The following is a 24453-nucleotide window of genomic DNA, read 5'->3' as shown; positions in this document are numbered from 1 at the left end:
GCGACGATAGGCGGCGACATCCGGGGCGCAGGAACTCCTCAACGGTCAGACCGTTACGCCGATGAGATCCGCGTGGGAGCGGAGGCAGCGGGTGCCAGCCGGGCCTGGGCCCGGGTCGGCGGTCTCGGCCTGCTCGCGATCGTCGCGTTCGTGCTGGTCCCCAACGCCACCGCGTCAGCGATGATCTACGACGGTGCCGAGTTCGCGCTGGTCGCCGCCATGGTGGCCGGAGTACGCCGCAACCGCCCCGCCGCGGTCGCCGCCTGGTCGCTGCTGATCGCGGGCCAGGCCGCCAGCGTGCTCGCCGACGTCATGTACGACGTGTACGCCCTGATCCTCCACGACGACACGTGGCCGGGACCGTGGGACGTGCCCTATCTGCTCGGCTACGTCGGCACCATCGGCGGCCTGTGCGGGCTGCTGCGGCGGCGCAACCGGGGGCGCGGCTACGCGGGCCTCATCGACTCCCTGCTCATCGGGGTCGCCTGCGCGCTGCTGAGCTGGGTCTTCCTCATCCGGTACCTCGCCGAGAGCGAGACGATGGGCACGCTCGGGCAGGCGGTCACGCTCGCGTACCCGTGTCTCGACCTGGTCGTACTCGCCCTCGTGGCCTGGCTGCTCACCACCGACGGGAAGCGCCGGGCCGCCTTCCTGCTGCTGGTCGCCGGCACGACCACGGCCCTGATCGCGGACGACCTGTGGGCGTTCGTGGACATGACCTCGTACCACCCGGCACTGTCGGTGGGCCGGTTCGTCAACGCCACCTTCCTGGTCTCGTTCCTGCTGCTGGCGATGGCGATCACGCACCCCAGCATGGTGGTGGTGGGCCTGCCCACTCCCGCCCCGGCCACCCGGCCGATGAGCTGGCGACGGCTGGGCCTGCTGGCGGGGGCCGCCCTCATCGCCCCGGCACTGCTGGCCTGGCAGGCCCTGACCGGCCACGGCACCGTACGCGACGCCCTGGCGATCGCCGTGGCCAGCGCGGCCATGTTCCTGCTCGGGCTGACCCGGATGACCATGCTGATCCGCCGCCTGCACCGGCAGGCACGGGTGATGCAGCAACAGGCCGAACGGCTGCGCGAACTCGCCGAGCAGGACCCGCTGACCGGGCTGCCCAACCGCCGTACCTGGGACGAGTCACTGCCCGCCGCGCTGGTCCGCGCCGGGCGCGACGGCACGCCCGTCACCGTGGCGATCGTCGACCTGGATCACTTCAAGGCGTTCAACGACCGCCACGGCCACCAGATGGGCGACCGCCTGCTCAAGGAGGCGGCGGCCACCTGGGCGGACGGGCTGCGCCGCGGCGACCTGCTGGCCCGCTACGGCGGCGAGGAGTTCGTGGCCCTGCTGCCCAGCGCCGACGAGGCGGAGGCGGCACGCGTCATCGACCGGCTGCGCCGCCGGACCCCGATGGGCTGCACATTCTCCGCGGGGCTGGCCGCCTGGGACGGCCGGGAAACCGGAGAGGCGCTGCTGGCCCGTGCGGACCGCGCGCTGTACCGGGCGAAGGCCGCGGGCCGTGACCGCATCGAACGCGCTGAGGCCGCCCCGACCACCCGTTCCCTGGCTCCTGGCTCCCTTGCGCCGGAGCTACCCGAGTCGACCAGGTCCTAGGAGACCTCGGCCGACGGTCCCCCGCTGCCGCACGTGACCGTCATCTGGATGCGCCGGTTGCCGTGCCTGAACACGATCGACGCGGCCTCCGCCGGCCCCGCGTCGACCCCGTCCACCTTGTACGGCTTGACCGGGCTCCAGGACAGCAGCTGAGCCTGCCCCTGGTTGCACGACGCCTCCACGGACCCACCGTCCGACGCCAGGGTGCGCACGGTGACGGGCGGGTCGGTGCTCGGCTCGGCGGCCGGGGTGGTGGTCGCGGGTCCGTGCGGCGGTGTCGTCCGGGGAGCGCCCGTCGCACCCCCGGCGCCGCGGTGTGTGGGCTTGCCGGAGGCGGCCGGGGCCAACCGGCCGAGGTCATCGACCGGGAGCGCGCCCGCCCCGTCCTCCGGACGGGCGGCGCGCCGGCCCGGCGCCGCAGGACCACCCGCAGACGCCGCAGCGCTGCTGCCCGGGCCGGGTGGCGGGGCACTACCGGGCGCCGAGGACGGCGCGGCCGCGGCCTCCGTGGCGGCCTTGCCGACCGGCCCGAACTGCCACACCGACAGGGCCGCCACGGCCGCCGCGCACGCACCGCCGCCGACGAGCACACGCCGGAGGCGGCGCCGACGGCGGCCGTCCGTGTCCCGGCCGCCTTCCGCGCCGCTATCGGCCTCCGGAGCCCGGCCAATCTCGGCGGCCGGACCGATCTCGGCTGCCCGGTCGGCCTCAGCGCTGCCGGGACTGCCCGCCGGCCGGGCGGGCGCGGACGCCGCCCGCCCGGGCACGGAGGCCATTCTCGACGGCAGCGCAGGCGCGGTGGCCGGCCGCAGCGACAGCACGGCACCGGCCGGAGGTGCGCTCGACGGCCCGGCACTGGACGGCCCGGTGGTCGACGGCGCGTCCGCGGAAAGAGCGGTGGCAGACAACGCGGCGGGAGACGGCAGTGCGCGGGCGGGTCCGGTGACCGGGGCCGCGTCGGCGCCTTCGGCCAGGATCTCGGCGCGGGCCAGCACGGCGGCCGCGTCCGCGGCGCTCGGCCGCTCGGTCGGATCCTTGCGCAGGCACCGGTTGACCAGGTCGACCACGAAAGCGGGTACGCGGGGCAGCTCCGGCAGCGGGCTCGGCTCGACGTAGATGTGCGCGCTGAGCAACTGGGTCGTGCTCTCCACCCGCCACGGCGAGTCCCCGGCCAGCAGCCGATACAGCAGCACCCCGAGCGCGTACACGTCCGAGGCGGGCTCGACGGTGTCACCGGTCAACCGCTCCGGCGCCAGGTACGCCGGGGTGCCGAGCAGCTCGGACTCGGGCTCTCCCGGCCCGGCCGTCGCGGCGATGCCGAAGTCGACCACCTTCGCGCCGGCCCGGGTCACCATGACGTTTCCCGGCTTGATGTCGCGGTGCACGAGGCCGTCGGCGTGCGCGGCGGCCAGCGCCATGGCCACCTGACCGCAGATCCGGAAGACCAGCGCCGGCGGCAGCGGCCCCATGCCGATCCGCTGCTGCAACGTAACGCCGTTGACCAGCTCCATCACGACGTACGGCACGCACTGGCCGTCCCTTGTCGACTCGCCGTAGTCGTGGACCTGGGCGATGTTGGGGTGCGACAGGATGGCGGCGGCCCTGGCCTCGGTACGGATCCGGGCCCGCGACTGCGGGTCGGCGGTGTGCCGCCCGGCCAGCACCTTGACCGCGACCTCCCGCCCCAGGACCTCGTCGCGCGCCCGCCACACCACCGCCATGCCGCCGCGGCCCAGTTCCTCGGTCAGGGTGTACCGGCCGCCCAGGGTCTGCTCAGCCTCCACGTCTGGGAGTCTGCCGTGATCGCCACCGATTCGCACATCCCGATGTGGTGCACGATCGGCACGGCGTGTCGAAATCACCGGCAAAGGGGTGAAACGCTCACGCTCCCGTGGGCGCGACGGTGTCGCTGTTCGCCCGCCACACGGTACGGGCCAACCAGGTCCGGTACGACCACCACCGCGGCCGCCCGACCGCCACGGGTCTCCCGGCGGCCTCGCGCCGCACCCGGCCACCCGGTACCGCCTGGCCGCGCGCCGGAACCCGGGCCCGGCCCGCCGCCGCGACCCTGGCACGCCCCGCTGCCGCGGGCAGGGCCCGCCCCGCCGTCGCAGGCAGGGCTCGACCCGCCGCCGCGGGCAGCGCTCGTCCCGCCGCGGGCAGGGCTCGTCCCGCCGCCGCGGGCAGCGCTCGTCCCGCCGCCGCGGGCTGGGCGAGGCCGCCGTGGTGGAGCCGCCCGGCGCGGGGTCGCACCACCGCCTGGACCCGGGCGGGCCGTTGGCGTTCGGCGCGGGCCAGCAGGACGGCCACGTCCGCCGCGCTCGGTCGCTCGTCCGGGTTCTTGCAGAGGCACTTGTTGACCAGGTCGACCACGAAGGTGGGCACGCCGTCCAGCGGCGGCAGCGGGGTCGGTGGCGTGTGGACGTGCGCGTCCAGCAGCTCCGTGGTGCTCTCCACGTCCCACGGCGACTCCCCCGCCAGCAGCCGGTAGAGCAGCACCCCGAGCGCGTACACGTCCGAGGCGGGCCTGACGTGCGGGCCGGTCAGCCGCTCCGGCGCCAGGTACGCGGGCGTACCGATCAGCTCGCCGTCGGGCTCGCCCGGCCCGGCCGTCGCGGCGATGCCGAAGTCGACCACCTTCGCGCCGTCCCGCGTGACCATGACGTTGGCCGGTTTGATGTCGCGGTGCACCAGGCCCGCGAGGTGCGCGGCGGCCAGTGCGGAGGCCACCTGGCCGCAGATCCGGAACACCTCCTGCGGCGTCGGCAACCCCTCGCCCACCTGATCCTGCAGGGTGACCCCGTTGACCAGCTCCATCACGACGTACGGCACGCGCTGGCCGTCCCGGACCGACTCGCCGTAGTCGTGGATCTGCGCGATGTGCGGATGCGACAGGACGGCCGCGACCCGCGCCTCGGTCCGGATCCGGGCTTGCGACCGCGGGTCGTCGGTGTGGTGCCGGTCGAGCATCTTCACCGCGACTTCCCGGCCCAGGACCTCGTCGCGCGCCCGCCAGACCACCGACGTGCCCCCACGGCCGAGCTCGCCCAGCAGGGTGTACCGGCCACCCAGGGTCTGCTCCGCCTCCACGCGTGGGAGTCTGCCTCGACGATCACCGATTCGCCCAGCGTGAATGAGCGCCGCCACAGCCATGACGTGCAGAAACCACCTAGCGAGGGGCGAAACGCGCGGGGCCCGCGGGCAGGGGTGCGGCCCCTACGATGACAGGCGGGAGGGCCGGTCCGGACGGAGGGTGATCGATGAGCGTCGCCGGGGCGGGTGCCGGCCGGGTGCCGGGGCGGCTGCAGCGGCTCGCCGACGCGGCGCTCGGGCGGGCGCTCGGACACACCCCGCGACGCAATCCGTACGCGGTCGAGCGCGACGTGCCCGTCCCGATGCGCGACGGCGTGATCCTGCGGGCCGACCACTTCATGCCGCTCGGCGCGCAGCCGCGCGGCACGGTGCTGATCCGCACCCCGTACACGCGGGGGTTTCCGGAGGGCTGGGTGCACGGGCGCACGTACGCGGCGCGCGGGTACCACGTGGTGATCGTCAGCGTGCGCGGCACGAACGGCTCGGGCGGGACGTTCCGGGCGATGGCCCAGGAGACCGACGACGGGCAGGACACCGTCGCGTGGCTGCGCAGCCGGTCCTGGTTCGACGGGCGGCTGGCCACGCTCGGCGGCTCGTACCTGGGGTGGGCGCAGTGGACCCTGCTGCAGGATCCGCCACCCGAACTGCGGGCGGCCCTGGTGTACGTCGCTCCGCACGACTTCCGGCAGGCGGTGTTCGGCACCGGCTCGTTCACGCTGGCGGACTTCTTCACCTGGAGCGCCCAGGTGGCCCGCCCGGCCGAGCCCGGACTGCTGCGCCGCCTCGGCGGTGGGCCCACCTCCCGCCGGCGGCTCGCGCCGGGCCTGCACGGGCTGCCCCTGGCCGACGCAGGTCGCCGGGTCCTCGCGGGCCACGCCCCCTGGTACGGCGAGTGGCTCGGCAACGCGGAGGGCGGCGAGGAGTTCTGGGGCCCGTACCGGGCGACCGGCGCGCTGGACCGGGTGGACGTGCCGGTGCTGCTGGTCGGCGGCTGGCAGGACCTCTTCCTCGACCAGACCCTGGAGCAGTACCGGGTGCTGCGCGGCCGGGGCGTCGACGTGGCGCTGACCGTGGGCCCGTGGACCCACGTCGGAATGGCCACCCGGGGCGCCGGGGTGGTCGGGCGCGACGCGCTGGCCTGGCTCGACGCGCACGTGGCGGGCGGGCCGGGCCGCAACCGGCCACCGGTACGGGTGTACCGGACCGGTGAGCGGGCCTGGCACGACCTGCCGGACTGGCCGCCGCCGACCACGCCGGCCGTGCTGTGCCCGTACCCGGATGGGGGTCTGGTGTCGGGTGCGGCCGCGCCCGCCGACGCCACCGTGAGTTTCCGCTACGACCCGGCCGATCCGACGCCGTCGGTCGGCGGTCAGGTCCTGAACGGGGCGGCCGGGGTGCGCGACAACCGGGCCCTGCAGTCCCGCGCGGACGTGGTGTCGTTCACGGGCGCGCCGCTCGGCGCCGACCTGGACGTGGCGGGCAGCCCGGTGCTGGAGCTGGCGCTGGCCGTGGACAATCCGCACGCGGACGTGTTCGTCCGGGTGTGCGACGTGGATCCGCGCGGTCGCTCGCGCAACGTCGCCGACGCGTTCCGCCGCCTCGATCCCACCGTCCCGGCCGGCGAGGTCCAGCGGCTGCGGCTCACGCTGGACGCCTGCTGTCACCGGTTCGGGGCCGGGCACCGGGTGCGGCTGCTGGTCTGCGGCGGCGCCCACCCGCGCTTCGCCCGCAATCTCGGCACCCCCGGCACCATCGGCGGCGGCTCGGCGCTGACGCCGTCGCGCCACACGATCCGGTGTGCCGACTCGCGGCTGACGATGCCGGTCACCCGGTAGCGCCCGCCGAGGATGGGAAGCCGCCTACCAGGCAGAACCGGCTGCCGCCTGCATCGCCGGACGGGTACGCCTCGTTGAGCCTGACGGACCGGTAGTGCGCCGGCGCCGATGCACAGCACGACAGGAGCCCGCCATGGCCAAGGACAAGCAGGTGATCCGGCACGCCGCGAGGGCGGCGGTGACCACCGGGCGACCACCGAAGAACCAGGTCGCCAAGGGCGTCGCGGCGCCCGCGCCCCGGTCCGCGCCCGCGCCGACCCCCGCGCCGGCGCCCACCCCCGACCCCGGGCTGCACCTGCAGCCGCTGGTGCACGTGGCAGACATGGCGGCGTCGATCACGTTCTTCGAGCATCTGGGCGCGGAGCTGATCCACGGTGGCCGGGACACCGACTGGGTGCTGATGCAGCTGGGCACCGTGCAGGTCACCCTGGTGGCCCGCACCCCGATCTGGTCGCGGGGCGACGGCGCGGTCGAGCTGAACTTCGCCGCGACCATGCCCCTGGACGATCTGGAGCGGCTGCTGCGCGACCGCCGGGTGACCGTGTCCGGCGTCGTGAACCACCGCGACTTCGGCCCGCAACTGCAGGTCCTGAGCCCGGACGGCCTGCTCGTGCGGATCACCCAGCGCGAACCCGAGCGGTAGCAACCGGCCGACACCGCCGGTGCGTGCTGGGCATCGGTCCACGCGCGACCTATTGTCCGGAGGGTGACTGAGATCCGTACCGAGGAGATCGAGTTCAGCGCCGACGGGCTGCGGCTGGCGGGGGTGCTGCGCGTACCGGCGGGGGCCACCGGCCGGGCGGTCGCGCTGACCGGGCCGTTCACCGGCGTCAAGGAGCAGGTCACCGGCGACTACGCCGCACGCCTGGCCGCCGCCGGGATCATCACCCTCGCGTTCGACCACCGCGGTTTCGGCGGGAGCGAGGGGCGTCGCTGCCACGAGGACAGCCAGGGCAAGCTGGCGGACCTGCGGGCCGCGGTGTCCACCCTGGCCGCCCGGTCCGAGGTGGACAGCGAGCGGATCGGCATGGTCGGGGTGTGCCTGGGCGGCGGGTACGCGGTCCGCGCCGCCGCCGTCGACCCGCGGGTCCGTGCGGTGGCCGGCATCGCGGGCGGGTACAACAGCCCGGCGTGGTTCAGCCGGCAGCTCGGCGACGAGGCGTACCGGGGGGCGTTGCGCGGCTTCCTGGACGGCTACGACGAGTTCCTGCCGGCCGTGGCGCCCGAGGGCGGGGAGGCCGCGATGGGCGGGGAGGAGCCGTGGTCGTACTACGGCACGGACCGCTCCCGCGCGCCCGGCTGGGAGAACCGGGTCACCCGCGGCTCGCTGCACTCACTCATGACCTTCGACGCGCTCGGCGCCGCCCCGCTGCTGGGGAGTGTGCCGCTGCTGGTCGTGCACGGGACCGAGGACGCGTACTGCTCGCCGGAGCTGGCCCGGGCGCTGCATGAGCAGACGCCGGGCCTCGCCGAGATCGTCTGGCTGGACTGCCACCAGCACGTCGATCTGTACGACGTGGAGCCGCACGTGAGCCGCGCCGTCGAGGCGACGGCGGAGTTCCTGCATCGGACGCTGTGACCGTCCACGGTGGCCGTACGGCCTGCGGGTGACCCCTGGACGGGGGAAACAATCAGGCCGGACGCAACCCGACAGAGGTACGCGGAGAGGGCGGCTCGGCGCAGCCCAGCAGTCCCACGAGACCGGAGACCCAGAGCTGGCGGTAGACCGTCGGGCTGGGGTGGGTGACCACGAGCTTCACCCCGCTGGCCGCGGCCGCGTGGAAGCAGGCGACCAGGATGCCGATGCCGATGCTGTCGATCAGCATCACCCGCTGCAGGTCGAGACTGATCTTGGCGGGCCGCGAGGCGGTGAGCACGTCGTTGACGGCGTCCCGCATCATGTGTGCGTTGTCGAGGTCGATCTCACCGCTCGGTGCGATCTCGACGGTCCCGTCGGCCAGCTGGCGAGTGGTGATCGGCAGATACACGGCTGCCCTCTTCCTGGCGTCGTCACGGCCGACGCCGACCTTACCGCGGGTGCTGCGCTGACCAGCCGCGCAATACGGCGCCGCATCGGGCGCCGAGTCCAGACCGCGTACCAACAACAATCCGCTGGACTGCAAGTTACGCCTCGTAGGCGCGGAACGCCAGAGTAGTTCATATGGCCTGAATGTGCGGGAACGAGCAGGGCGTGGCGCGGACGTTGACGTTGGACACATCCGCGCCGAATACTCACCGTATGCGGCTAGGCGCTCGACACGATGACTGATGCACGGCCTCGGCCGAGTTCCCCCGCAACGCTTGACGTCGTCCGCTTCAGCAGCCAGGACCCCGACGAGTTCTGCTCGGTGCTGAACCGCTTCTTCTACCCGGCCGTGGTGGAGCTGCCCGACGGGTCGAAACGGTTCCAGGCATCCGCCGAGATGATCCAACTCGGACCGATCACGGTCGCGCAGTTCCGCCTCGCGGCGCCCGTGGTGGCCTCCGCCGAGCTGGACGCCTACCACGTGACCCTGCCCGCCCGCGGCCGCGTACGGATCCGTCAGGCGGGCCGCGAATACCTCGCCGGGCCCTCCACCGCGGCGGTGTTCGGGCCGACCGGCCGGGCCTTCGTGCTGCGCGACGGGCCGCCCATGGAGGAGCTGGACATCAAGATCGAACGGGCCGCCCTGGAGGAAGAACTGTCCTCGCTGCTCGGCCGCTCGATCGAGGGGCCGGTCGACCTGCCGCCCACGCTGGACCTGTCCGACGGGCCGCGCCTGACCTGGCGCCGGCTCGTGCACCTCCTCCGCGACGAGCTGGCCCATCCGGGCAGCCTGATGTTGCAGCCGCTGATCGCCGAGCAGCTGCGGCACAGCCTGCTGAGCGGCCTGCTGCTGTCGGCGCCGCACCGCTACCTCGCCGAGCTGACCGCCCCCGCGCCCGCCGGGCCGCCCCGCGCGATCCGGCGCGCGCTGGAGGCGATCCACGCGGATCCGCGACGGCCGTTCAGCGTCGCCGACCTCGCGGCCGTGGCCCAGGTGAGCGTCCGCTCGTTGCAGGAGGGGTTCCGCCGGCACGTCGGCTGCGCGCCGATGGCGTACCTGCAGCGGGTCCGGCTGGACCGGGCCCGGGAAGCGCTGCGGGTGGCGGACCACACCCGGGTGACCGTGGCCGCCGTGGCGCACCGCTGGGGCTTCGCGCACCTCGGCCGGTTCGCCTCCGCGTACCGGGCACGGTTCGGCGAACCGCCGTCGGTCACCTTGCGGGCGGCCGGTTAACGGACCACAAAAGGTGGGCGGCGGATCGCCGATTTCACCCGTACGGGTTACTCCCCGGGATCGCTGCGGCGGGGCTGGTTGGGCACCCCGTCGGGCCGGGTCAGCCCGTCGCGTGCGCCGAACAGGTGACCGCGCGGCGGCACCCACTCCCGCCAGGGACCGATCGTCGGCGGCACCACCGCGGCCACCCCGTCACCGGGACCGCGCAGTGCCTGCAGGTACGCCAGGACACGTTCCGCGGCCGCTCCGCCGTCCTCGGCCAGGGTCAGCAGCAGCCCGGCCTCGTCGCCGGGCTCGATTCCGTACCGCCTGATCAGGGCAGCGAGACCTGCCAGCGCCCGGACGACCTCGCTGGCGTCGCGTTCCGCATCGGGCAGGCTGCTCACTGCGGCACATCCCTGCATGCGCTCATGTGTCGTTCCCCTCGCCGCACGTGCCGGTACCGTCGCCGCCGGCGCACGGCCGTCGGCACCCGAGCGATCCCCGGAGTACTTCACACGTGACAAGCGGAAAATGTATTCGCCCGGCTACTAACCGTCCATCCGTTGCACGCGTTAGCGTTGTCCGAATCACGCTCACTTCGATTCGCTGCTGACTGATCGTCCGTTTCCGCACCGCCCCCACCCATGGTGTCGTAGGGTCCACCCGATAGGTGGGTACTGCAGCGGAGTAGGAAGCACCAGCGATCCGCATGGAGGAGCCATGACCGAATCCAACCGGCCTCCCCTGGAGGAGTCGGAGCAGGTCGCCGACGCCGTGGCGGACGACGCCGCGGTCGGCGCGTTCATGACCGGCGGCGGACCCGACGCGGACACTCCCGCGTTCCTGGCACCGACCACCGAACCACATATCCGTACGGGGGCCGACCAGCCCTGGGACCCGGTGGACCTGGCGACCGCACAGGGCCGCGACCCGACACCGGAGAACATCGAGCGGGCCCGCCGGGAGCTGGAACGCGACGGCGCCGCCGCCATCGAACGCACCGTGCCCTGACCGTCCGCGCCGTCCGCCGGCCGCCCGGAAAGGTCCCGCGCGACCGCCCACCGCGGCCCCGCGCGGCGGTTCAGGTGAGCGGCACCCGTTCCTCACGCCCGATCAACGGCTGACCGGCGGATTCGGCGCGGTCGGCGCCCTGGAAGGGCGAGTCGGGCATCGCGCAGTGCCGGATCGGTGGTGCGGCGCCCCGCTGCGGCCGTCCGGGCATCCGACCCCCCGCGACAGCGCGTCGTGCGCGTGGCGCCACGGGCGCCGGGTCGGTCCACCGGCCGGCTCAGATGGCCGGGGGCAGGGCGATCGTGCGGCCGGTCCGGGCCGACTCCTCGGCCGCGGCGAGGATCGCGGTCACCGTGGCGCCGAACCGGACGTCCAGGCCGAGCTGGGGCCCGCCCGCCGCGGCGGCCAGCAGCCCGTCCAGCGCGATCTTCAGCGCCGCGACCGGCTCCCAGGGCAGTTCGGGCACGTTCGCCACGCCCGCCTCCCCGGCGAACACGGCCTCCTCCCGGGCCGCCGCCGGTGGCGCGTCGACGGAGAGGGCCAGCGTGCTGATTCCGCCCCCGGCGTGCCGCAGCAGGGCGTGCGTCATGTCCCGGGCGCCGACCATCGCGGTGACCTCGGTGACCGGGCCGAGCACCGGCAGCACGAGCGCGACCGCGTGCGGGCCCACGTCCCACAGGCCGCCGCTCTCCCGCCGCCACGGCGACGCGCCGAACGGGTTGCCCTCGGCGTAGATGGAGCCGAGGTGGTCGACCCGGGCCGCCAGCCAGCCGCCGGTGGCGACCGCGCGCTCCACGAACTCGGCCAGCTGCGGCATGAACCGCCGGGTGAAGAAGACAGCCGAGGCGAGCTTGTGCTCTGTCACCACAGCGGCGATCTCGTCGGCCACGGCGGGGCTGAACGCCACCGGCTTGTCCAGCAGCAGGTGCCGGCCGGCCTGCGCGGCGGTGAGCGCGATCGGCGCCTGCACGTCGGGTGGCAGGGCCACCGCGATGGCGTCGACGTCCGCGATCAGCTCGTCGACGGTCCCGTACGCGAGGGCGCCGTAGGACTCGGCCAGCGCCGTGGCCTTGACCTCGTTGCGCCCCCAGACGCCGACGAATTCGACGCCGTCGTGGGTCGCGAGTGCCGGCGCGTGGGCGAGATGCGCCCATGGGCCCGTTCCGCAGAGTCCGAACCTCACCGCCGCGCCCCTTTCGCCGCGAATGCACGCCCTGGCCGAAGCTAACACGCCCACCCTGATCAGTACGCTGTGCCGCGTGAACGGTCCTCTGTCGGTGGCGACGATCGTCGTCTCGCTCGCTCTGGCGCTCTGGTATCTGGCCCGCGCCGCCCTCAACAAGCCGCCCAGCCGGTTCGACCTGTACGCGATGGCCGCCCTGGGCGTGCTGGTGACGGTGCTGGTCGTGCTCGCCGTGGTGGGCCTGTTCGACGGCAGCCGGCCGAAGGAGACCGCGACCTTCATCGGGTATCTGATCACCACGATCGCGTTCGCGCCGACCGGTGTGGTGCTGGCCCGGATGGAGCCGACCCGCGCCGGCAACGTGATCCTCGCGGTGATCGCCCTGGTGCTGCCGGTCCTGGTGCTGCGCCTGGAGCAGCTCGCGGCGGTCACCGGTGGCTGAGCCCGCGCGGGAACAGCCCGCACCCGAGCCGCAGCAGCAGACCCCCGCAGAGGAGGATCGGGCAGTGGAACCGAGCACGGCGCAGCCGACGGAGGCGCAGCGGACCCGGCCGAAGGACGCGGCGCTGGGCAGCGGCCCCGGCCGCGTCCTGCTGACCGTGTACCTGATCTTCGCGGTGGCCGCGAGCGCCCGCGCGGGCGTGCAGATCGCCACGAAGTTCTCCGAGGCGCCGCTGGCGTACCTGCTGTCGGCGCTGGCCGCCGTGGTGTACATCGCGGCCACCGTCGGGCTGGCCATCGGCGGGCACCGGGGGCGGATCATCGCGTGGTGCAGCTGCTCGGTGGAGCTGGTCGGGGTACTCGTGATCGGCACGCTGAGCCTGGCCGACTCGGCCGCGTTCCCGGACGAGACGGTGTGGTCCGGCTTCGGCCAGGGATACGGCTACGTCCCGCTGGTGCTGCCGGTGGTCGGCCTCTACTGGCTGTGGCGCAACCGCCCGCGCGCCGAAAGTTGACGAGTTCGGGTCAGGAGCTGACCCGAACTCATCAAGATCGTCAGTCCGCGCCGACCGTGTGCGGGACGAAGTTGCACTGGTCCTTGGTGACCAGGCCCTCGGTGCCGAGACCCTCGCGGATGCCCATGCCGGCCGGTTCGCCGTCGATCAGCCAGGAGCCGATCACCGGGTGCACGGTGCCCTCCAGGCCGTCGAACGACGGCAGCTCCAGCAGCTCCTGCACCACGTAGCGGCCGTCCGCGCCGTACTCGGACGGGTTGTCGGTGAGCACCGTGCCGTCCTTCACCAGGGTCACCGAGCCGCCCTCACGACCCCAGACCGGCTTTTTCGCGTACGAGGTGAGCTTCGCCGCCGACGACGACTCGGCGAAGTACGCGGGCAGCAGGTACTTCCCGCGCTCCGGGTCGTCGCCGAACAGCTTCCACAGCACCGGCAGCAGCGCCTTGTTGCCCAACAGCGCGGCGGTGTACGGCGGTTCGATCCACACCGTGCCCCACTTGGCGGGGTTGGCCATGTTCCGGAAGAACGCCTTGCCGCCCTCCTCGTTCCAGAACCACTCCCACGGGTACAGCATGAAGATCACGTCGATGGGCTGGGCCTTGTGCTCCTGGCCGGGGCTCGGCACGAACACCACCCGGTCGCCCGCGACGTCCCAGCCGATCTGGCTCATCGCGATCAGCTCGACTCCGAAGCCCGCCTCCTCGGCGGTGGCCATCAGGTACGCCACGTTCATCCGGTCCTCGCCGGAGGTCTCGGACGTCTCGTACGCAAAGAAGATCTTGGGTTTCTCTGCCATCCACGGCCGTGCCTCGCGCAGCTTGGCCATGTTGCGCCGCCACGCGCCGGGGTTGGCGGGCTCGCCGTCGGCGGCCTCCCAGCCGACCAGGCGGTCGTGGATCGAGTTCCACTGCCGCCACGGGTGCTTCGTCAGGTTGGTCTGGTCGGCCCAGTGCCACTGGATGACCGCGGCCTCGACCAGCGAGGTCGGGGTCTGCGCGTTGAACTCCAGCAGGCGCGGCGTCGACCCGGCGCCGTGGTACCAGAGGTCGAGGCGGCCGTAGACGCTCGGCGAGAAGTCGGGGGTCTGCGGCGGGAAGCGGTTGTCGAGATCCTTGTCCTCGTGCGTCCAGGTCTCGGCGTCGCCGTCGAACCAGGTCCGGATGATCTGCTCGTGGGCGAACTCCGGGATGCCGATCTTGGCGAGGAAGCAGCTCTGCGGGCTGCAGATCGACGCGAGGTAGCCGTCGCGGCGCCCCTGGCGGGTGTGCCGGGGGCACTGTTTGACCATCCAGTCCCCGGCCTCCATGCACATGGCGTGCAGGACCGTGGTGGCGGTCTCCAGCTCCTCGATCTCGGCCTCTGTGAAGTCGTAGTACGGCCCCTCCTGCCAGTACGACTGCATCGTCCCGTCGGGCAGCTCAGTGTCGTTGTACGTCAGTCCCAGGCTGAAGTTGGTCAGCCGCCACCCGTCCCGGACCGGGCCGTACGGAATCCGCCGCACGCCGGGTCAGCCGCCCGACTTGCCGGACGAGCGGCTGCCGCTGGCTGCGCCGCCCTTGCCCACCACGCTGGTCTTGATCGTCCCGTTGCCGATCTTGCCGGTGGGCGGCAGGCCGTAGGCCATCCGGGCCGCCGAATCCTTGTACCCGAACTTGCTGCCGCCCGCGGGCAGCTTGGAGCCGATCGGGTAACCGGAGCGGTACCCGCTGGAGTGCCAGATGAAGAACCCCGCCCCCGGGTGGTAGTTGTCATCGTCGTCGCAGTAGTCCTCGTCGACGATGACGCCGTTGGCGTCGGCGCAGTAGAAGCCCTCGTCCTGGTAGTCGTCGCCGCTGTCGCAGGCGGCGAGGCCGCCCGCGGCCAGCAGCAGGAACGTCCCGGTCAGCGACACGCTGCGGGAGGTCATCCGTCGGTTCACCGTCTGTCGCTCCACCCCTGGTTCACGGCCGGCTCACTTCTTTGTAACGGTCGTGAGCAACCGGCTCTGTAACGGTCGTGAGCAACCGGCGGATCAGCAGCGCGGCCCGCCTGCTACGTACACGACCTGCCCGGACACGAATCCCGCGCCCTCGCTGGCCAGGAAGGATACGGTGTGCGCGACGTCCTCGGGGCGACCCGGCCGGCCGACGGGAATCTGACTGATCGCCGCCTTCTCGAAGTCATCGAAGCTCATCCCCACCCGGGCCGCGGTGGCCGCGGTCATGTCGGTGACGATGAAGCCCGGCGCCACCGCGTTCGCGGTGATCCCGAAGCGGCCCAGCTCGATCGCGAGCGTCTTCGTCAGGCCCTGGATGCCCGCCTTGGCCGCGGCGTAGTTCGCCTGGCCGCGGTTGCCGAGGGCGGAGGTGCTGGAGAGGCTGATGATGCGGCCCCAGCCGGCGTCGACCATGTGCTTCTGCACCGCCCGGCTGAACAGGAACGCGCCGCGCAGGTGGACCGCCATGACGGTCTCCCAGTCGTCCTCGCTCATCTTGAACAGCAGGTTGTCGCGCAGCACACCGGCGTTGTTGACCAGTACGGTCGGTGGGCCCAGCTCGGCGACCGTCCGCTCGACCGCCGCGGCCACGGCGGTCGGGTCCGCGACGTCGGCGCCGACGGCCAGAGCGGTGCCGCCCGCGTCGTGGATGGCGGTGACGGCGTTCGCGCAGGCGGCCTCGTCGAGGTCGACGACCGCCACGGCCATGCCGTCGGCGGCGAGCCTGCGGGCGGTGGCCTCGCCGATGCCGCGAGCGGCACCGGTGACGATGGCTACGCGGCGGGTGGGCTGGTCGGACTGCGTCATTGCGGCCTCCGGGCGTGATCTCGGATCGACGGCCGAGCCTAACCGAGGCGTACGGGCGGCGGTTGTCACGGGCGGCGGTTGAGCCGGATCCAGCGGTAGCCGTATCCGGCGAGGGCCACCGCGTCGAGGCCGTCGGGCGGCGGGTAGTCCCGGTCGGCGAGCACGTCGTTGGGGTACTCGGCCTCGCCCGCGAGGGCGCTCAGGTCCGCCGTGCCGTCCGAGTCGCCGAGGTTGTGCAGCAACAGCATGGTCCCGGTGACGTCGGTGGCGCGGTGCACCAGCACGCCGGGCGGTGCGGGCAGGTCGACGTACGTGCACGCCCCGCTGCCGATCTCGGGCGCCTCCCGCAACGTGCGGATCATCCGTTCGAACCAGCTCAGCAGCGAGGTCGGGTCGTGCCGCTGGGCGGTGACGTTGACCGTGCGGTAGCCGTAGGCGCCGTCCGTCACCACCGGGCGGATCAGCTCGCCGGCGGGTGCGGTGGAGAAGCCGCCGTTGTCCAGCGGCGACCACTGCATCGGGGTGCGCAGCGCATCGCGGCCCTCCAGTGACAGGTCGTCGCCCATGCCGATCTCCTCGCCGTACCGCAGGACCGGGGTGCCGCGGAGGCTGAACTGCAGCGCGTACGCCAGTTCCAGGCGGCGGCGGTCGCCGCCCAGCATCGGCGCCAGGCGGCGACGGATGCCGCGGCCGTACAGCTGCATGGTCTCCTCGGGGCCGAACTCCGCGAACACGTCGGCGCGCTGGTCGGCGGTGAGCCGGGACAGGTCGACCTCGTCGTGGTTGCGCAGGAACGTCGCCCACTGCGCGCCCGGGGGCAGCGCCGGGGTGTCCCGGAGCGCGTCGATGATCGGCTCCGGATCTCGGCGGGCCAGCGCCAGCATGAGCCGGCCGTTGAGCATGAAGTCGAACAGCATGTGGATCCGGTTCGCCGATCCGCCCCCGTCGCCGAAGTACTCCTTGAGCTGGTCCGGCTCGACGTTCGCCTCGGCCAGCAGGACGGCGTCGCCCCGGCGCCACTGGACGTGGCGGCGCAGATCGGTGAGGAAGTCGAGGTCACGCGGCGGGTCCGGATTACCCGGCTCGGTCTGCTCGATGATGAACGGCACCGCGTCCATCCGGAATCCCGCGACGCCGAGCTGGAGCCAGAACGCGCAGATCTTCTTGATCTCCTCGCGCACGTCCGGATGCGTGATGTCCAGGTCCGGCTGGAACCGGTAGAACCGGTGGTAATACCAGAGTTTCGCGGTCCGGTCGTAGGTCCACGTGTCGGTCTGCTCGCCGGGGAAGACCATGCCCTGCTTGCGGTCCGGCGGGGCGGTCGCCGACCACACATACCAGTCACGGTACGGCGAATCGGGCGACGATCGGGCGGACCGGAACCACGGATGCTGGTCGGAGGTGTGGTTCACGACCAGATCGATGATGACCTTGATGCCCCGGTTGCCCGCCTGGTGCAACAGTTCCGCGAAGTCGCCGAGCGTGCCGAAGCGCGGGTCGACGTTGTAGAAGTCGGTCACGTCGTAGCCGTCGTCGCGTTGCGGGGACGGGTGGATCGGATTCAGCCACAGGCAGGTCACGCCGAGCCGGGCCAGGTAGTCGAGGCGTCCGATCAGGCCCCGGATGTCACCGCAGCCGTCGCCGTCCGAGTCGGCGAACGTGTCGATGTCGAGGCAGTAGACGACCGCCTGCTCATACCACCTGTCGCTCATGGGTTATCCATTGTCCGCACGGCCCCGCCGCGAAACGCCGGGACCGTGCGGTCACCCCGACGCGCGTCCGCGGTTCGCCGAACGAGCCGCGGACGCGCGCGTGTGCGGGGTCAGAACCCGGCGCTGATCCTGGTGAACTCCCAGTCGGACTGGGCGATACCGCTGCAGTTGGAGACCACGCCGCCGCCGGGGCAGCCGCGGTCGCGGTTGACACCCCAGAAGCTGAACCGGGCGAGGCCCTTGCTCTTGGCGTAGTCGCGGATCCTGGTCCAGGTGTCGGGCGAGGTGACCTCCTGCTGGTCGGACAGGCCGTTCATGCCGGAGATGCCCATGTGCGCGTACGCCTGGGCGTCGCTGTAGCCGAACGTCGTCTTGAGCAGGTTCTTCAGGCCCTCGGAGGCGCCCACGGTGGCCGCGTACATGTCCGCGCCGCCGCCGAAGTCGAACGGCATCTGGGTGAAGATGTCGATGCCCGCGTTCTTCGCCTTGGCCTGCTGGACCAGCCGGGTGCCGTAGTAGGTCGGCCCGGTGGTCGAGGTGCCGAACGTGAGGATCGTCTTCACGGACGGGTTGTTCGCCTTGATGATCTTCAGCGCGTCGAGGATGCGGTCCTGGACGACCGTGTTCTCGAACTCGTCCGTGTTCTCGATGTCGATGTCGATCGCCTTGAGCCCGAAGGTGTTGATCACCTTCTGGTAGGCACCCGCGAGCGCGTCGGGGGTCGGGCAGTTCGGGCCCAGCTTGTTGCCCTGCCAACCACCGATGGACGGGACGACCGTCGCGCCCGCCGCCTTCATCGCGCTGATGTAGCTCTCGTGCACGCCGCCGGTGAGACCGCTCTCACCGTCCCACGCCGGGTTGCAGCCGTTGGCCAGCACGAACGCCATGGTGAACGACTTGATGCCGGTCGCATTGACCACCGTGGACGGCGCGGGCGGGTTACCCCAGCCGGGGAAGAGGTACGGCGCGGCCGCCATCTTGGTGCCGCCGGGCGGCGGGTCGGAGGGCGGCGGGGTGGTCGGGTCGGTGGTGCCGCCGCAGGCGCCGTTGTCGATCCAGACGTCCCACTGGCCGCTGTGGGTGGCGGGGCTCTCGTTCTGCGTCCACCACTTCGCTGTGTAGTTGTGGTTGTTCTGGGAGGCCTGGTTGTCCTTGACGTAGACGGCGGTCGAGGACCAGGCCGGGGCGCAGGCGGCGGCCGCGTTGGAGGCGGTCATCGGCAGGATGGCGGCGGCCAGGCCGGCGAGCAGCACGCCGCCGATGGCCACGAACCTCTTGGTGGGTTTCACGGGTACTCCTGTGGGGGTGGGGTGGGGGCGGGTGGATCAGGGGAGGGTGGACAGGTGCGGCTGGACCGTGTTGGCGAAGCCGCCGCCCGCGGTGACGTCCCAGTTGACCGACCAGGTCATCGCGCCCCGAATGCCGGGATACGTGGCCGGGGGCCGGAACGTTCCGCAGTTCGTGCCGCGGGCCAGGCAGTCGAGCGCCTGGTTGACCACCGACGGCGAGACGTAGCCGCCGCCGGCCGCGCTGGTGGTCGCGGGCAGACCGAGCGCCACCTGATCGGGGCGCAGGCCGTTCTGCAGCTGGATGCAGGCGAGGGCGACGAGGAAGTTCACCGTGCCCTGCGAGTACGCCGCGTTGTTGTCGCAGCCGAGCATCGCGCCGGAGTTGTAGTACTGGGTGTGGACGACGGTGAGGATGTCCTTGATGTCCAGCGCCAGCTTGAAATACGAGCTCTGCGGGCTCTGCATGTCGATGGTCTGCGGGGCCATCGTGATGATCAACCCGTTGCCGACCTTCGCGTGCAGGCTGCGCAGGGCGCTGGCCATGTAGGTCGGGTTGAGCCCGTTCTCCAGGTCGATGTCGACGCCGTCGAAGCCGTACGTCTGGATGAGCCCGTACACGGAGTTGGCGAAGTTGGTGGCGGCCGCCGCGTCGCCGACGCTGACCGAGCCCTTCTCGCCGCCGACCGAGATGACGACCTTCCTGCCGCGCGCGTGCAGGGTCGCGACGTCGGCCTTGAACTGCTCGTTGGTGTAGCCGCCGACGCTGGCGGACAGGCCGGGGTCGATGCTGAACGAGACCGCCCCGGGCGTGCCTGTCGCGTCCGCGAAGGCCACCGCGACCAGGTCGTAGCTGGACGGCACCGCGGCCAGCTTGATCTCGTTGGCCGGGTTGTCGAAGTTCTGCCAGTACCCGGTGAGCAGGTGGGCCGGGAGCGCGCCGGTGCTCGGGCCAGTGGCCGGCGGCGTCGTCGTCGGCGGTGTGGTGGTCGGGCCGGTGGTCGGCACGGTGGCGGGCGGCGTGGTGGTGGGCGGCGTGGTCGGTGTCGTGCCGCCGTCGCAGGCGCCTTTGTCGGCCCAGACGTCCCACTGCCCGCTGTGGGTCTGCGGGCTCTCGTTCTGGGTCCACCACTTGGCGGTGTAGTTGTGCCCGGCGGCCGAGGCGCTGTCGCCGTTGACGTAGACGGTGGCCGGGTTCCACGCGGGAGCGCAGGCGGACGCCGCGGACGCGGACCCGGCGAGGTATGTGGTGGACGCCGCGGCCAGCGCGGCGATGGTGGCGAGGATGACGGACCTGGAGCGTTGCATGGCCGACTCTCCATGGGGGATGTCGTGGGGGGACGGCCAAATTATTAGGACTGTTAACAGTCCCCGTCCAGAGGTCGTTACTTAACTTTGACTTAAGACCGATGTGAACAAATCGGAGGCCGAAAGCGCTGGCAGCGCTCCCGGCCTCCCGGTTCAAGCATTGAACAAAGTCACTACCTGCGGAATTGGAACCAATTGACGTTCACAAAGTCGGCCGGCTGGCCGCTGGCGAAGGTCAGGAACACGGTGTGCTTGCCTGTCACGTTCGCGACGTTGCCGGGTACCGAGCGCCAGCTCTGCCAGCCGCCGGTGTTGGCCACCGCGAAGCTGCCGATCGGCGCGTTGCTGCGGCTGTCGAGACGGACCTCCACCAGACCGCTGACGCCGCTCGCGGCACCCGAGGCCACCCGCGCGACGAAGTCGCGCACGCCGCCCGCGCCGAAGTCCACGTTGTCGTACTGCAGCCAGTCGCCGTTGCCGACGGACGCGACGTCCTGGCCACCCTCGAGGCACGCCTCGGCCGCCACCCCGTTCGAGGCGTTGAACGACTCGGCCTCGGTCAACGCGTACGCGTCCCGGGTGCCGCCGGGCGGGGTGGTGGTCGGCGGGGTCGTGGTCGGCGAGGTGGTGGGCGGCGTCGTGGTGGTGCCGCCGCCGGACTGCCAGACCGCCACGTAGTCGACCAGCATCGCCGCGCCGGACTGGGTCGACGCGGTGGGTCCGCCGCCGAACGCGTCGGGGAAGCCGCCACCGATGGCCACGTTCAGGATGACGAACACGCCGTGGTGGGTGGCGTTGTTCCAGGTCGTGGCGTCCATCTCGCTGGAGTTGACGCTGAAGTACTGCTGCCCGTCGAGGTACCAGCTCAGCGTCTCGGGCGAGGTGCTGCGGTCGTACTCGACCGCGTACGTGTGGAAGCCGGTCTGGCAGCCCGCGCAGGCGTGCTCGCCGCTGGACTTGCCGACGGTCTCGTTGCAGGGGCCACCCGGGTTGACGCCACAGTGGAGGGCGCCGAAGACGCTGGAGCGCCCGTTGATGTCCTCCATGATGTCCCACTCGCCGATGCTGGGCCAGTTCGTCGCGCCCACCGGCCGCGCGCCCTCCCCCATCGTCCAGAACGCGGGCCAGTAGCCCGCGGCCGCCGCGCCGCTGACGTTCGGCTGCTGCAGGCGGGCCTCGATGCGCACCTTGCCACCGGCCGGGGCGGCGAAGTCCGTACGCTGCGTCTCCACCCGGCCGGAGGTCCACTTGCCGTTGCCGTCGCGGATCGGCTTGATGGCCAGATTGCCGTTGCCGTCCTGGAAGACGTTCTGGGTGGAGTCGGTCATCGTCTCGATCTCGCCGGTGCCCCAATTCGCGGCGCCACCGGGGTAGGACGTGCCGATGTCGTAGAGCCAGTCCGAGCGGTTGAGTCCGGTACCGGCCGCTCCGGTGAAGTCGTCGCTGAACACCAGGCTCATGCCGGACGGGGCGCCGGGCACCGCGGCCTCGGCGTCGAGCACGAAGGTCGTGGAGGCGGCGACCGCGGCCAGCGTGGCGGCCACGGCGAACAGCCGCCTGCCCCGGCGGGGCCGGGTGCGGTGTGCGGGTGGATTCATGGGGATGACCTTTCGGGGAAGGCGTGCGAGAGTCTTCGAGAGAGCGCTCTCCGCAGAAGTTAACGGCTTGTTACAGGAGCTTGTCAATATGCATCACCGCCGATTGATCATCGGCGCCTCGCCGACGCGGAGCGGCGCGCCGACCTTCCACAGCGGCCACACAGGCGCGTGACCTGCGGAGATCCACGGTGGGTGAAGATGCGGTCACTCGACTGGTATCGCGCTCGCGATCATCAGGGGGTAGGTATGACGGGTGCCGTGGCAGACCCCTGACGAGCAGACGCCGGTCGATGGACCGGGCGTCGCCGGATCGTCGCCGCCCCCGGGCGGACGACACCGGCGCCCGCGATCGCTCGGCAGCCCGTCTGACCTGCGCCGCAGCACGGTGCCCACCGACACGGACCACATCACCGAACGCCACTGGACCGGCCAGGCGGGACGCTCACCGGAGAGCGCGGCGACGCACCCGGCCCAGCGCCACTGGACGGGTGAGACGGCGAGCCGCAGCGAGCGGCACTGGACCTCAACGGACACCGGCCAGAACTGGACCTCCACGGACACCGGCCAGAACTGGACGTCCACGGACGGCACGGACCGGCACCGGACGGCGGCCGAGGGTGGCGGACGGCGGCGGGCCGACGACACCCGCGCGGGACACCGCGCCGAAGGACAGCCCCGAGCACAGCGGCGCACCCGTCGCTCGTCGACCGGCGCCGCCACCACCGGGCGGCACATGGCGCCGGCCGAGACGCGGTCGCCGGCCATCACCGTACGAGCCCTGCCGTCGGTCCGTGACGCCGTCGCGGACGGGCTGCCCGCGGCCCGGCGCATGGCCGGCGCGATGCGCGCCTGGGCCCTCGACCCGGGCGACAAGCCACCGGCCACCGGCGCGCACCGGGCGCCCGGCACCCTGCCCATCGAGTCGTGGCTGCTGATCGGCCGGCACCGTCAGCAGGCGCTGCTGGCCTCACTGGTCGCGGCGGGCCTGATGCTGGTCGCCATCCCGGTCCAGCAGCACCAGCAGCGCGTCGACGCGGTCAACGCGGCCGAGCAGGCGATCGCCGCCCAGCACCGCGCCGGCAAGTCCACCGGCAAGGCGCCCCGCCACGCGTCCACCTCCGGCCACCAGAACGGCGAGGCCGACAACGGCGACGGGCGCACCGACCAGCAGGACGCGGACAAGCAGAGCGCCCCGCAACCCACCGCCTCCGCGCCGACCGCTTCCACCGACGGCTCGGCCACCGACATCCCCGCCGCGCTGCCCAAGGGCTCCGGCCCGGCGCACTCGCTGCGCACGACGGGGTCCAGCGCTGTCGCGCTCACGTTCGACGACGGCCCCGACCCGGTGCAGACGCCGAAGCTGCTCGACCTGCTGGCCCAGCACGACATCAAGGCGACGTTCTGCCTCGTCGGCACCCAGGTGCAGAAGCACCCCGAGATCGTGCGGGACATCGTGGCCGCCGGGCACACCCTGTGCAACCACACGTGGAATCACAGCCTGACCATCGGCAAGGCCAAGCCCGCCCAGATCCAGGCCGACCTGGAACGCACCAACGAGGCCATCCGGGCGGCGGTGCCCGGCGCCGAGATTCCGTACTTCCGGGCGCCCGGCGGCAACTTCACCGACCGGCTGGTGCGCGTCGCCGCGACCGACGACATGACCTCGCTCTACTGGGAGGTCGACCCGCGCGATTGGGAACACCCGCCGGGCGAGGGCGACGCCGCGCACGTCGACAAGGTGGTCGACGGCATCAAGCACGCGGTACGGCCCGGATCCATCGTGCTCTCCCACGACTTCAGCCAGCCCGACACGATCGAGGCGTACGAGCGGCTGCTGCCGTGGCTCACCAAGAACTTCCGGCTGGGCCTGCCCACCGGCCCGCAGCCCGAGCCGACCGAACCTACCCAGCCGGCGCCGACTCCGACGGAGTCCACCCCGGCCGATCCGGCGCCGTCCGCTCCGCCCGCCGCCGCGCCGCCGGCCGACGCACCGGACGAGCAGCCGGTCCAGCCGTAGCCTCCGGCTGGCAGGCCGGGCACCAGTAGAGATTGCGCCCGGCCAGCGGCCCGCGGGCCACCTCGGTGCCGCAGACTAGACACGGCTGGCCGGGGCGGCGGTAGACGTACACCTCGCCGCCGTGCCGGTCGACCCGCGGCGGGCGCCGCATCGCCTCGGGGGTGTGCGCGGTGTGCACCGTGTCGATCCGGCCGCGGGCCACCCCCTCGGCCATCAGGCCGCACAGATCCGCCCACAGCGACGCCCACGTCGCGGCGTCGACCCGGATACCGGGCGTGGTGGGCGCGAGCCCCGCCCGGAACAGCACCTCGTTGGCGTAGATCAGGCCGCAGCCCGCCACGATCGCCTGGTCGAGCAGCAGCGCGAAGATCGGCTTGGTGCTGGCGCGGACCCGCGCGTACGCGGCCTCCGGGTCGGCGTCGGCGCGCAGCGGATCCTGGCCCAGCCGCGCCCGCAGGGCCGCCAGCTGGCCCGGGTCCAGCACCTCGCAGGCGGTCGGTCCGCGCAGGTCCAGCCAGTGTGTCGCGGTGGTCATCCGCATCCGCACCTGCCCCACCGGCGGGGGCGCGGGCAGCTCCCCGTCGCTGAACCGGCCGTAGAGTCCCAGGTGGACGTGCAGGCTGCGGTCGTCGGCGTAGTGATGCAGCAGGTGCTTGCCGTACGCCTCGGTGTCGACGACGGTGCGGCCGGTCAGCAGAGCGGCCCCGGCGGCGAACCGGCCCTGCGGGCTCTCGACGGTGACCGCGCGTCCGGCGAACAGCTCGCGATGGTGGGCGGCAAGGCGGTGAATGGTGTGTCCCTCTGGCACGAGGAGCC

General features: G+C 72.5%; 23 protein-coding genes. 9 read left to right on the top strand and 14 right to left on the bottom strand.

Going from position 1 to position 24453, the window contains the following annotated elements; genetic code table 11:
* The first annotated feature begins 72 nt into the window (after positions 1–72).
* Positions 73–1614 carry a diguanylate cyclase gene (locus tag ACMCNN_RS04270; RefSeq protein ID WP_412744869.1) on the top strand — a complete coding sequence of 514 codons (1542 nt, stop codon included), beginning with the start codon at positions 73–75 and terminating at the stop codon, positions 1612–1614.
* Here the strand turns inward: ACMCNN_RS04270 and ACMCNN_RS04265 are convergent.
* The gene (locus tag ACMCNN_RS04265; RefSeq protein ID WP_412744868.1) at positions 1611–3398 is read right to left on the bottom strand and encodes a protein kinase domain-containing protein; all 1788 of its coding nucleotides are present in this window, start codon (positions 3396–3398) and stop codon (positions 1611–1613) included. The two genes, ACMCNN_RS04270 and ACMCNN_RS04265, sit on opposite strands and share 4 nt — an antisense overlap.
* Positions 3399–3495: 97 nt before the next feature.
* Complete coding sequence (locus ACMCNN_RS04260) at positions 3496–4704, bottom strand: serine/threonine-protein kinase (protein WP_412744867.1); 1209 nt, start codon at positions 4702–4704, stop codon at positions 3496–3498.
* A 170-nt stretch (positions 4705–4874) separates the two neighbouring features.
* Between ACMCNN_RS04260 and ACMCNN_RS04255 the strand changes: the two genes are divergently transcribed.
* The 3 genes from ACMCNN_RS04255 to ACMCNN_RS04245 all read left to right on the top strand — a co-directional run bounded on the left by ACMCNN_RS04255 (position 4875) and on the right by ACMCNN_RS04245 (position 8121).
* Positions 4875–6542 carry a CocE/NonD family hydrolase gene (locus ACMCNN_RS04255; RefSeq protein WP_412744866.1) on the top strand — a complete coding sequence of 556 codons (1668 nt, stop codon included), beginning with the start codon at positions 4875–4877 and terminating at the stop codon, positions 6540–6542.
* 133 nt (positions 6543–6675) lie between these two features.
* Complete coding sequence (locus tag ACMCNN_RS04250) at positions 6676–7185, top strand: VOC family protein (protein WP_412744865.1); 510 nt, start codon at positions 6676–6678, stop codon at positions 7183–7185.
* 63 nt (positions 7186–7248) lie between these two features.
* Entirely contained in the window at positions 7249–8121 is an 873-nt protein-coding gene (locus ACMCNN_RS04245; protein WP_412744864.1) for an alpha/beta hydrolase, read from the top strand.
* A 52-nt stretch (positions 8122–8173) separates the two neighbouring features.
* Here the strand turns inward: ACMCNN_RS04245 and ACMCNN_RS04240 are convergent, their stop codons facing one another.
* Complete coding sequence (locus ACMCNN_RS04240; protein WP_412744863.1) at positions 8174–8530, bottom strand: STAS domain-containing protein; 357 nt, start codon at positions 8528–8530, stop codon at positions 8174–8176.
* Positions 8531–8803: 273 nt separating this feature from the next.
* Between ACMCNN_RS04240 and ACMCNN_RS04235 the strand changes: the two genes are divergently transcribed.
* The gene (locus tag ACMCNN_RS04235) at positions 8804–9802 is read left to right on the top strand and encodes an AraC family transcriptional regulator (protein WP_412744862.1); all 999 of its coding nucleotides are present in this window, start codon (positions 8804–8806) and stop codon (positions 9800–9802) included.
* 47 nt (positions 9803–9849) lie between these two features.
* Here the strand turns inward: ACMCNN_RS04235 and ACMCNN_RS04230 are convergent, their stop codons facing one another.
* Entirely contained in the window at positions 9850–10188 is a 339-nt protein-coding gene (locus ACMCNN_RS04230; RefSeq protein ID WP_412744861.1) for a hypothetical protein, read from the bottom strand.
* Positions 10189–10504: 316 nt separating this feature from the next.
* Here ACMCNN_RS04230 and ACMCNN_RS04225 point away from each other — a divergent pair, with 316 nt between their 5' ends.
* Positions 10505–10795 carry a hypothetical protein gene (locus ACMCNN_RS04225; RefSeq protein ID WP_412744860.1) on the top strand — a complete coding sequence of 97 codons (291 nt, stop codon included), beginning with the start codon at positions 10505–10507 and terminating at the stop codon, positions 10793–10795.
* Between the two features lie 70 nt (positions 10796–10865).
* On the opposite strand, the gene ACMCNN_RS04220 is transcribed toward ACMCNN_RS04225, so the two are convergent.
* The gene (locus ACMCNN_RS04220) at positions 10866–11006 is read right to left on the bottom strand and encodes a hypothetical protein (protein WP_412744859.1); all 141 of its coding nucleotides are present in this window, start codon (positions 11004–11006) and stop codon (positions 10866–10868) included.
* Between the two features lie 66 nt (positions 11007–11072).
* A complete protein-coding gene (locus ACMCNN_RS04215; protein ID WP_412744858.1) occupies positions 11073–11978 on the bottom strand; it encodes a Gfo/Idh/MocA family protein in 906 nt (301 codons plus the stop codon).
* Between the two features lie 76 nt (positions 11979–12054).
* Between ACMCNN_RS04215 and ACMCNN_RS04210 the strand changes: the two genes are divergently transcribed.
* Together ACMCNN_RS04210 and ACMCNN_RS04205 are read left to right on the top strand one after the other, a co-directional pair.
* Positions 12055–12420, top strand: a complete 366-nt coding sequence (locus tag ACMCNN_RS04210; protein ID WP_412744857.1) for a hypothetical protein — start codon at positions 12055–12057, stop codon at positions 12418–12420.
* Between the two features lie 64 nt (positions 12421–12484).
* On the top strand, positions 12485–12934 hold the full coding sequence (locus ACMCNN_RS04205; RefSeq protein ID WP_412747047.1) for a hypothetical protein: 450 nt from the start codon (positions 12485–12487) through the stop codon (positions 12932–12934).
* Between the two features lie 40 nt (positions 12935–12974).
* On the opposite strand, the gene ACMCNN_RS04200 is transcribed toward ACMCNN_RS04205, so the two are convergent.
* The 7 genes from ACMCNN_RS04200 to ACMCNN_RS04170 form a co-directional block, all read right to left on the bottom strand.
* On the bottom strand, positions 12975–14435 hold the full coding sequence (locus tag ACMCNN_RS04200) for a glutathionylspermidine synthase family protein (RefSeq protein ID WP_412744856.1): 1461 nt from the start codon (positions 14433–14435) through the stop codon (positions 12975–12977).
* 6 nt (positions 14436–14441) lie between these two features.
* Positions 14442–14840 carry a hypothetical protein gene (locus ACMCNN_RS04195; protein WP_412744855.1) on the bottom strand — a complete coding sequence of 133 codons (399 nt, stop codon included), beginning with the start codon at positions 14838–14840 and terminating at the stop codon, positions 14442–14444.
* Positions 14841–14945: 105 nt separating this feature from the next.
* Positions 14946–15716: a 3-oxoacyl-ACP reductase FabG gene (fabG, locus tag ACMCNN_RS04190; protein WP_412744854.1), complete on the bottom strand. Its 771-nt coding sequence runs from the start codon at positions 15714–15716 to the stop codon at positions 14946–14948.
* 65 nt (positions 15717–15781) lie between these two features.
* Positions 15782–17428 (bottom strand): alpha-amylase family protein, encoded by a 1647-nt coding sequence (locus ACMCNN_RS04185; protein ID WP_412744853.1) that lies wholly within the window; start codon positions 17426–17428, stop codon positions 15782–15784.
* Between the two features lie 110 nt (positions 17429–17538).
* A complete protein-coding gene (locus ACMCNN_RS04180; protein WP_412747046.1) occupies positions 17539–18645 on the bottom strand; it encodes a chitinase in 1107 nt (368 codons plus the stop codon).
* A gap of 108 nt (positions 18646–18753) precedes the next feature.
* Entirely contained in the window at positions 18754–20022 is a 1269-nt protein-coding gene (locus tag ACMCNN_RS04175) for a chitinase (RefSeq protein ID WP_412744852.1), read from the bottom strand.
* A 173-nt stretch (positions 20023–20195) separates the two neighbouring features.
* Positions 20196–21620 (bottom strand): carbohydrate-binding protein, encoded by a 1425-nt coding sequence (locus ACMCNN_RS04170; RefSeq protein WP_412744851.1) that lies wholly within the window; start codon positions 21618–21620, stop codon positions 20196–20198.
* A gap of 253 nt (positions 21621–21873) precedes the next feature.
* Here ACMCNN_RS04170 and ACMCNN_RS04165 point away from each other — a divergent pair, with 253 nt between their 5' ends.
* The gene (locus tag ACMCNN_RS04165) at positions 21874–23637 is read left to right on the top strand and encodes a polysaccharide deacetylase family protein (RefSeq protein ID WP_412744850.1); all 1764 of its coding nucleotides are present in this window, start codon (positions 21874–21876) and stop codon (positions 23635–23637) included.
* On the opposite strand, the gene ACMCNN_RS04160 is transcribed toward ACMCNN_RS04165, so the two are convergent.
* Complete coding sequence (locus ACMCNN_RS04160; RefSeq protein ID WP_412744849.1) at positions 23522–24445, bottom strand: Fpg/Nei family DNA glycosylase; 924 nt, start codon at positions 24443–24445, stop codon at positions 23522–23524. The genes ACMCNN_RS04165 and ACMCNN_RS04160 overlap by 116 nt on opposite strands.
* Between the last annotated feature and the right edge of the window lie 8 nt (positions 24446–24453).

Source organism: Krasilnikovia sp. MM14-A1004 (assembly GCF_047159485.1).
Lineage (GTDB): Bacteria > Actinomycetota > Actinomycetes > Mycobacteriales > Micromonosporaceae > Actinoplanes.
The sequence above is the reverse complement of the archived record's forward strand: the minus strand, read 5'-3'. Positions and strand labels throughout refer to the sequence as shown.

Excerpts from the sequence above, each read along its gene's own strand:
- ACMCNN_RS04255 (WP_412744866.1), top strand. The coding sequence starts at position 4,875 with ATGAGCGTCGCCGGGGCGGGTGCCGGCCGGGTGCCGGGGCGGCTGCAG.
- ACMCNN_RS04250 (WP_412744865.1), top strand. The coding sequence starts at position 6,676 with ATGGCCAAGGACAAGCAGGTGATCCGGCACGCCGCGAGGGCGGCGGTG.
- ACMCNN_RS04235 (WP_412744862.1), top strand. The coding sequence starts at position 8,804 with ATGACTGATGCACGGCCTCGGCCGAGTTCCCCCGCAACGCTTGACGTC.
- ACMCNN_RS04225 (WP_412744860.1), top strand. The coding sequence starts at position 10,505 with ATGACCGAATCCAACCGGCCTCCCCTGGAGGAGTCGGAGCAGGTCGCC.
- ACMCNN_RS04220 (WP_412744859.1), bottom strand. The coding sequence starts at position 11,006 with ATGCCCGGACGGCCGCAGCGGGGCGCCGCACCACCGATCCGGCACTGC.
- ACMCNN_RS04195 (WP_412744855.1), bottom strand. The coding sequence starts at position 14,840 with ATGACCTCCCGCAGCGTGTCGCTGACCGGGACGTTCCTGCTGCTGGCC.
- fabG (WP_412744854.1), bottom strand. The coding sequence starts at position 15,716 with ATGACGCAGTCCGACCAGCCCACCCGCCGCGTAGCCATCGTCACCGGT.
- ACMCNN_RS04185 (WP_412744853.1), bottom strand. The coding sequence starts at position 17,428 with ATGAGCGACAGGTGGTATGAGCAGGCGGTCGTCTACTGCCTCGACATC.
- ACMCNN_RS04180 (WP_412747046.1), bottom strand. The coding sequence starts at position 18,645 with ATGACCGCCTCCAACGCGGCCGCCGCCTGCGCCCCGGCCTGGTCCTCG.
- ACMCNN_RS04175 (WP_412744852.1), bottom strand. The coding sequence starts at position 20,022 with ATGCAACGCTCCAGGTCCGTCATCCTCGCCACCATCGCCGCGCTGGCC.
- ACMCNN_RS04170 (WP_412744851.1), bottom strand. The coding sequence starts at position 21,620 with ATGAATCCACCCGCACACCGCACCCGGCCCCGCCGGGGCAGGCGGCTG.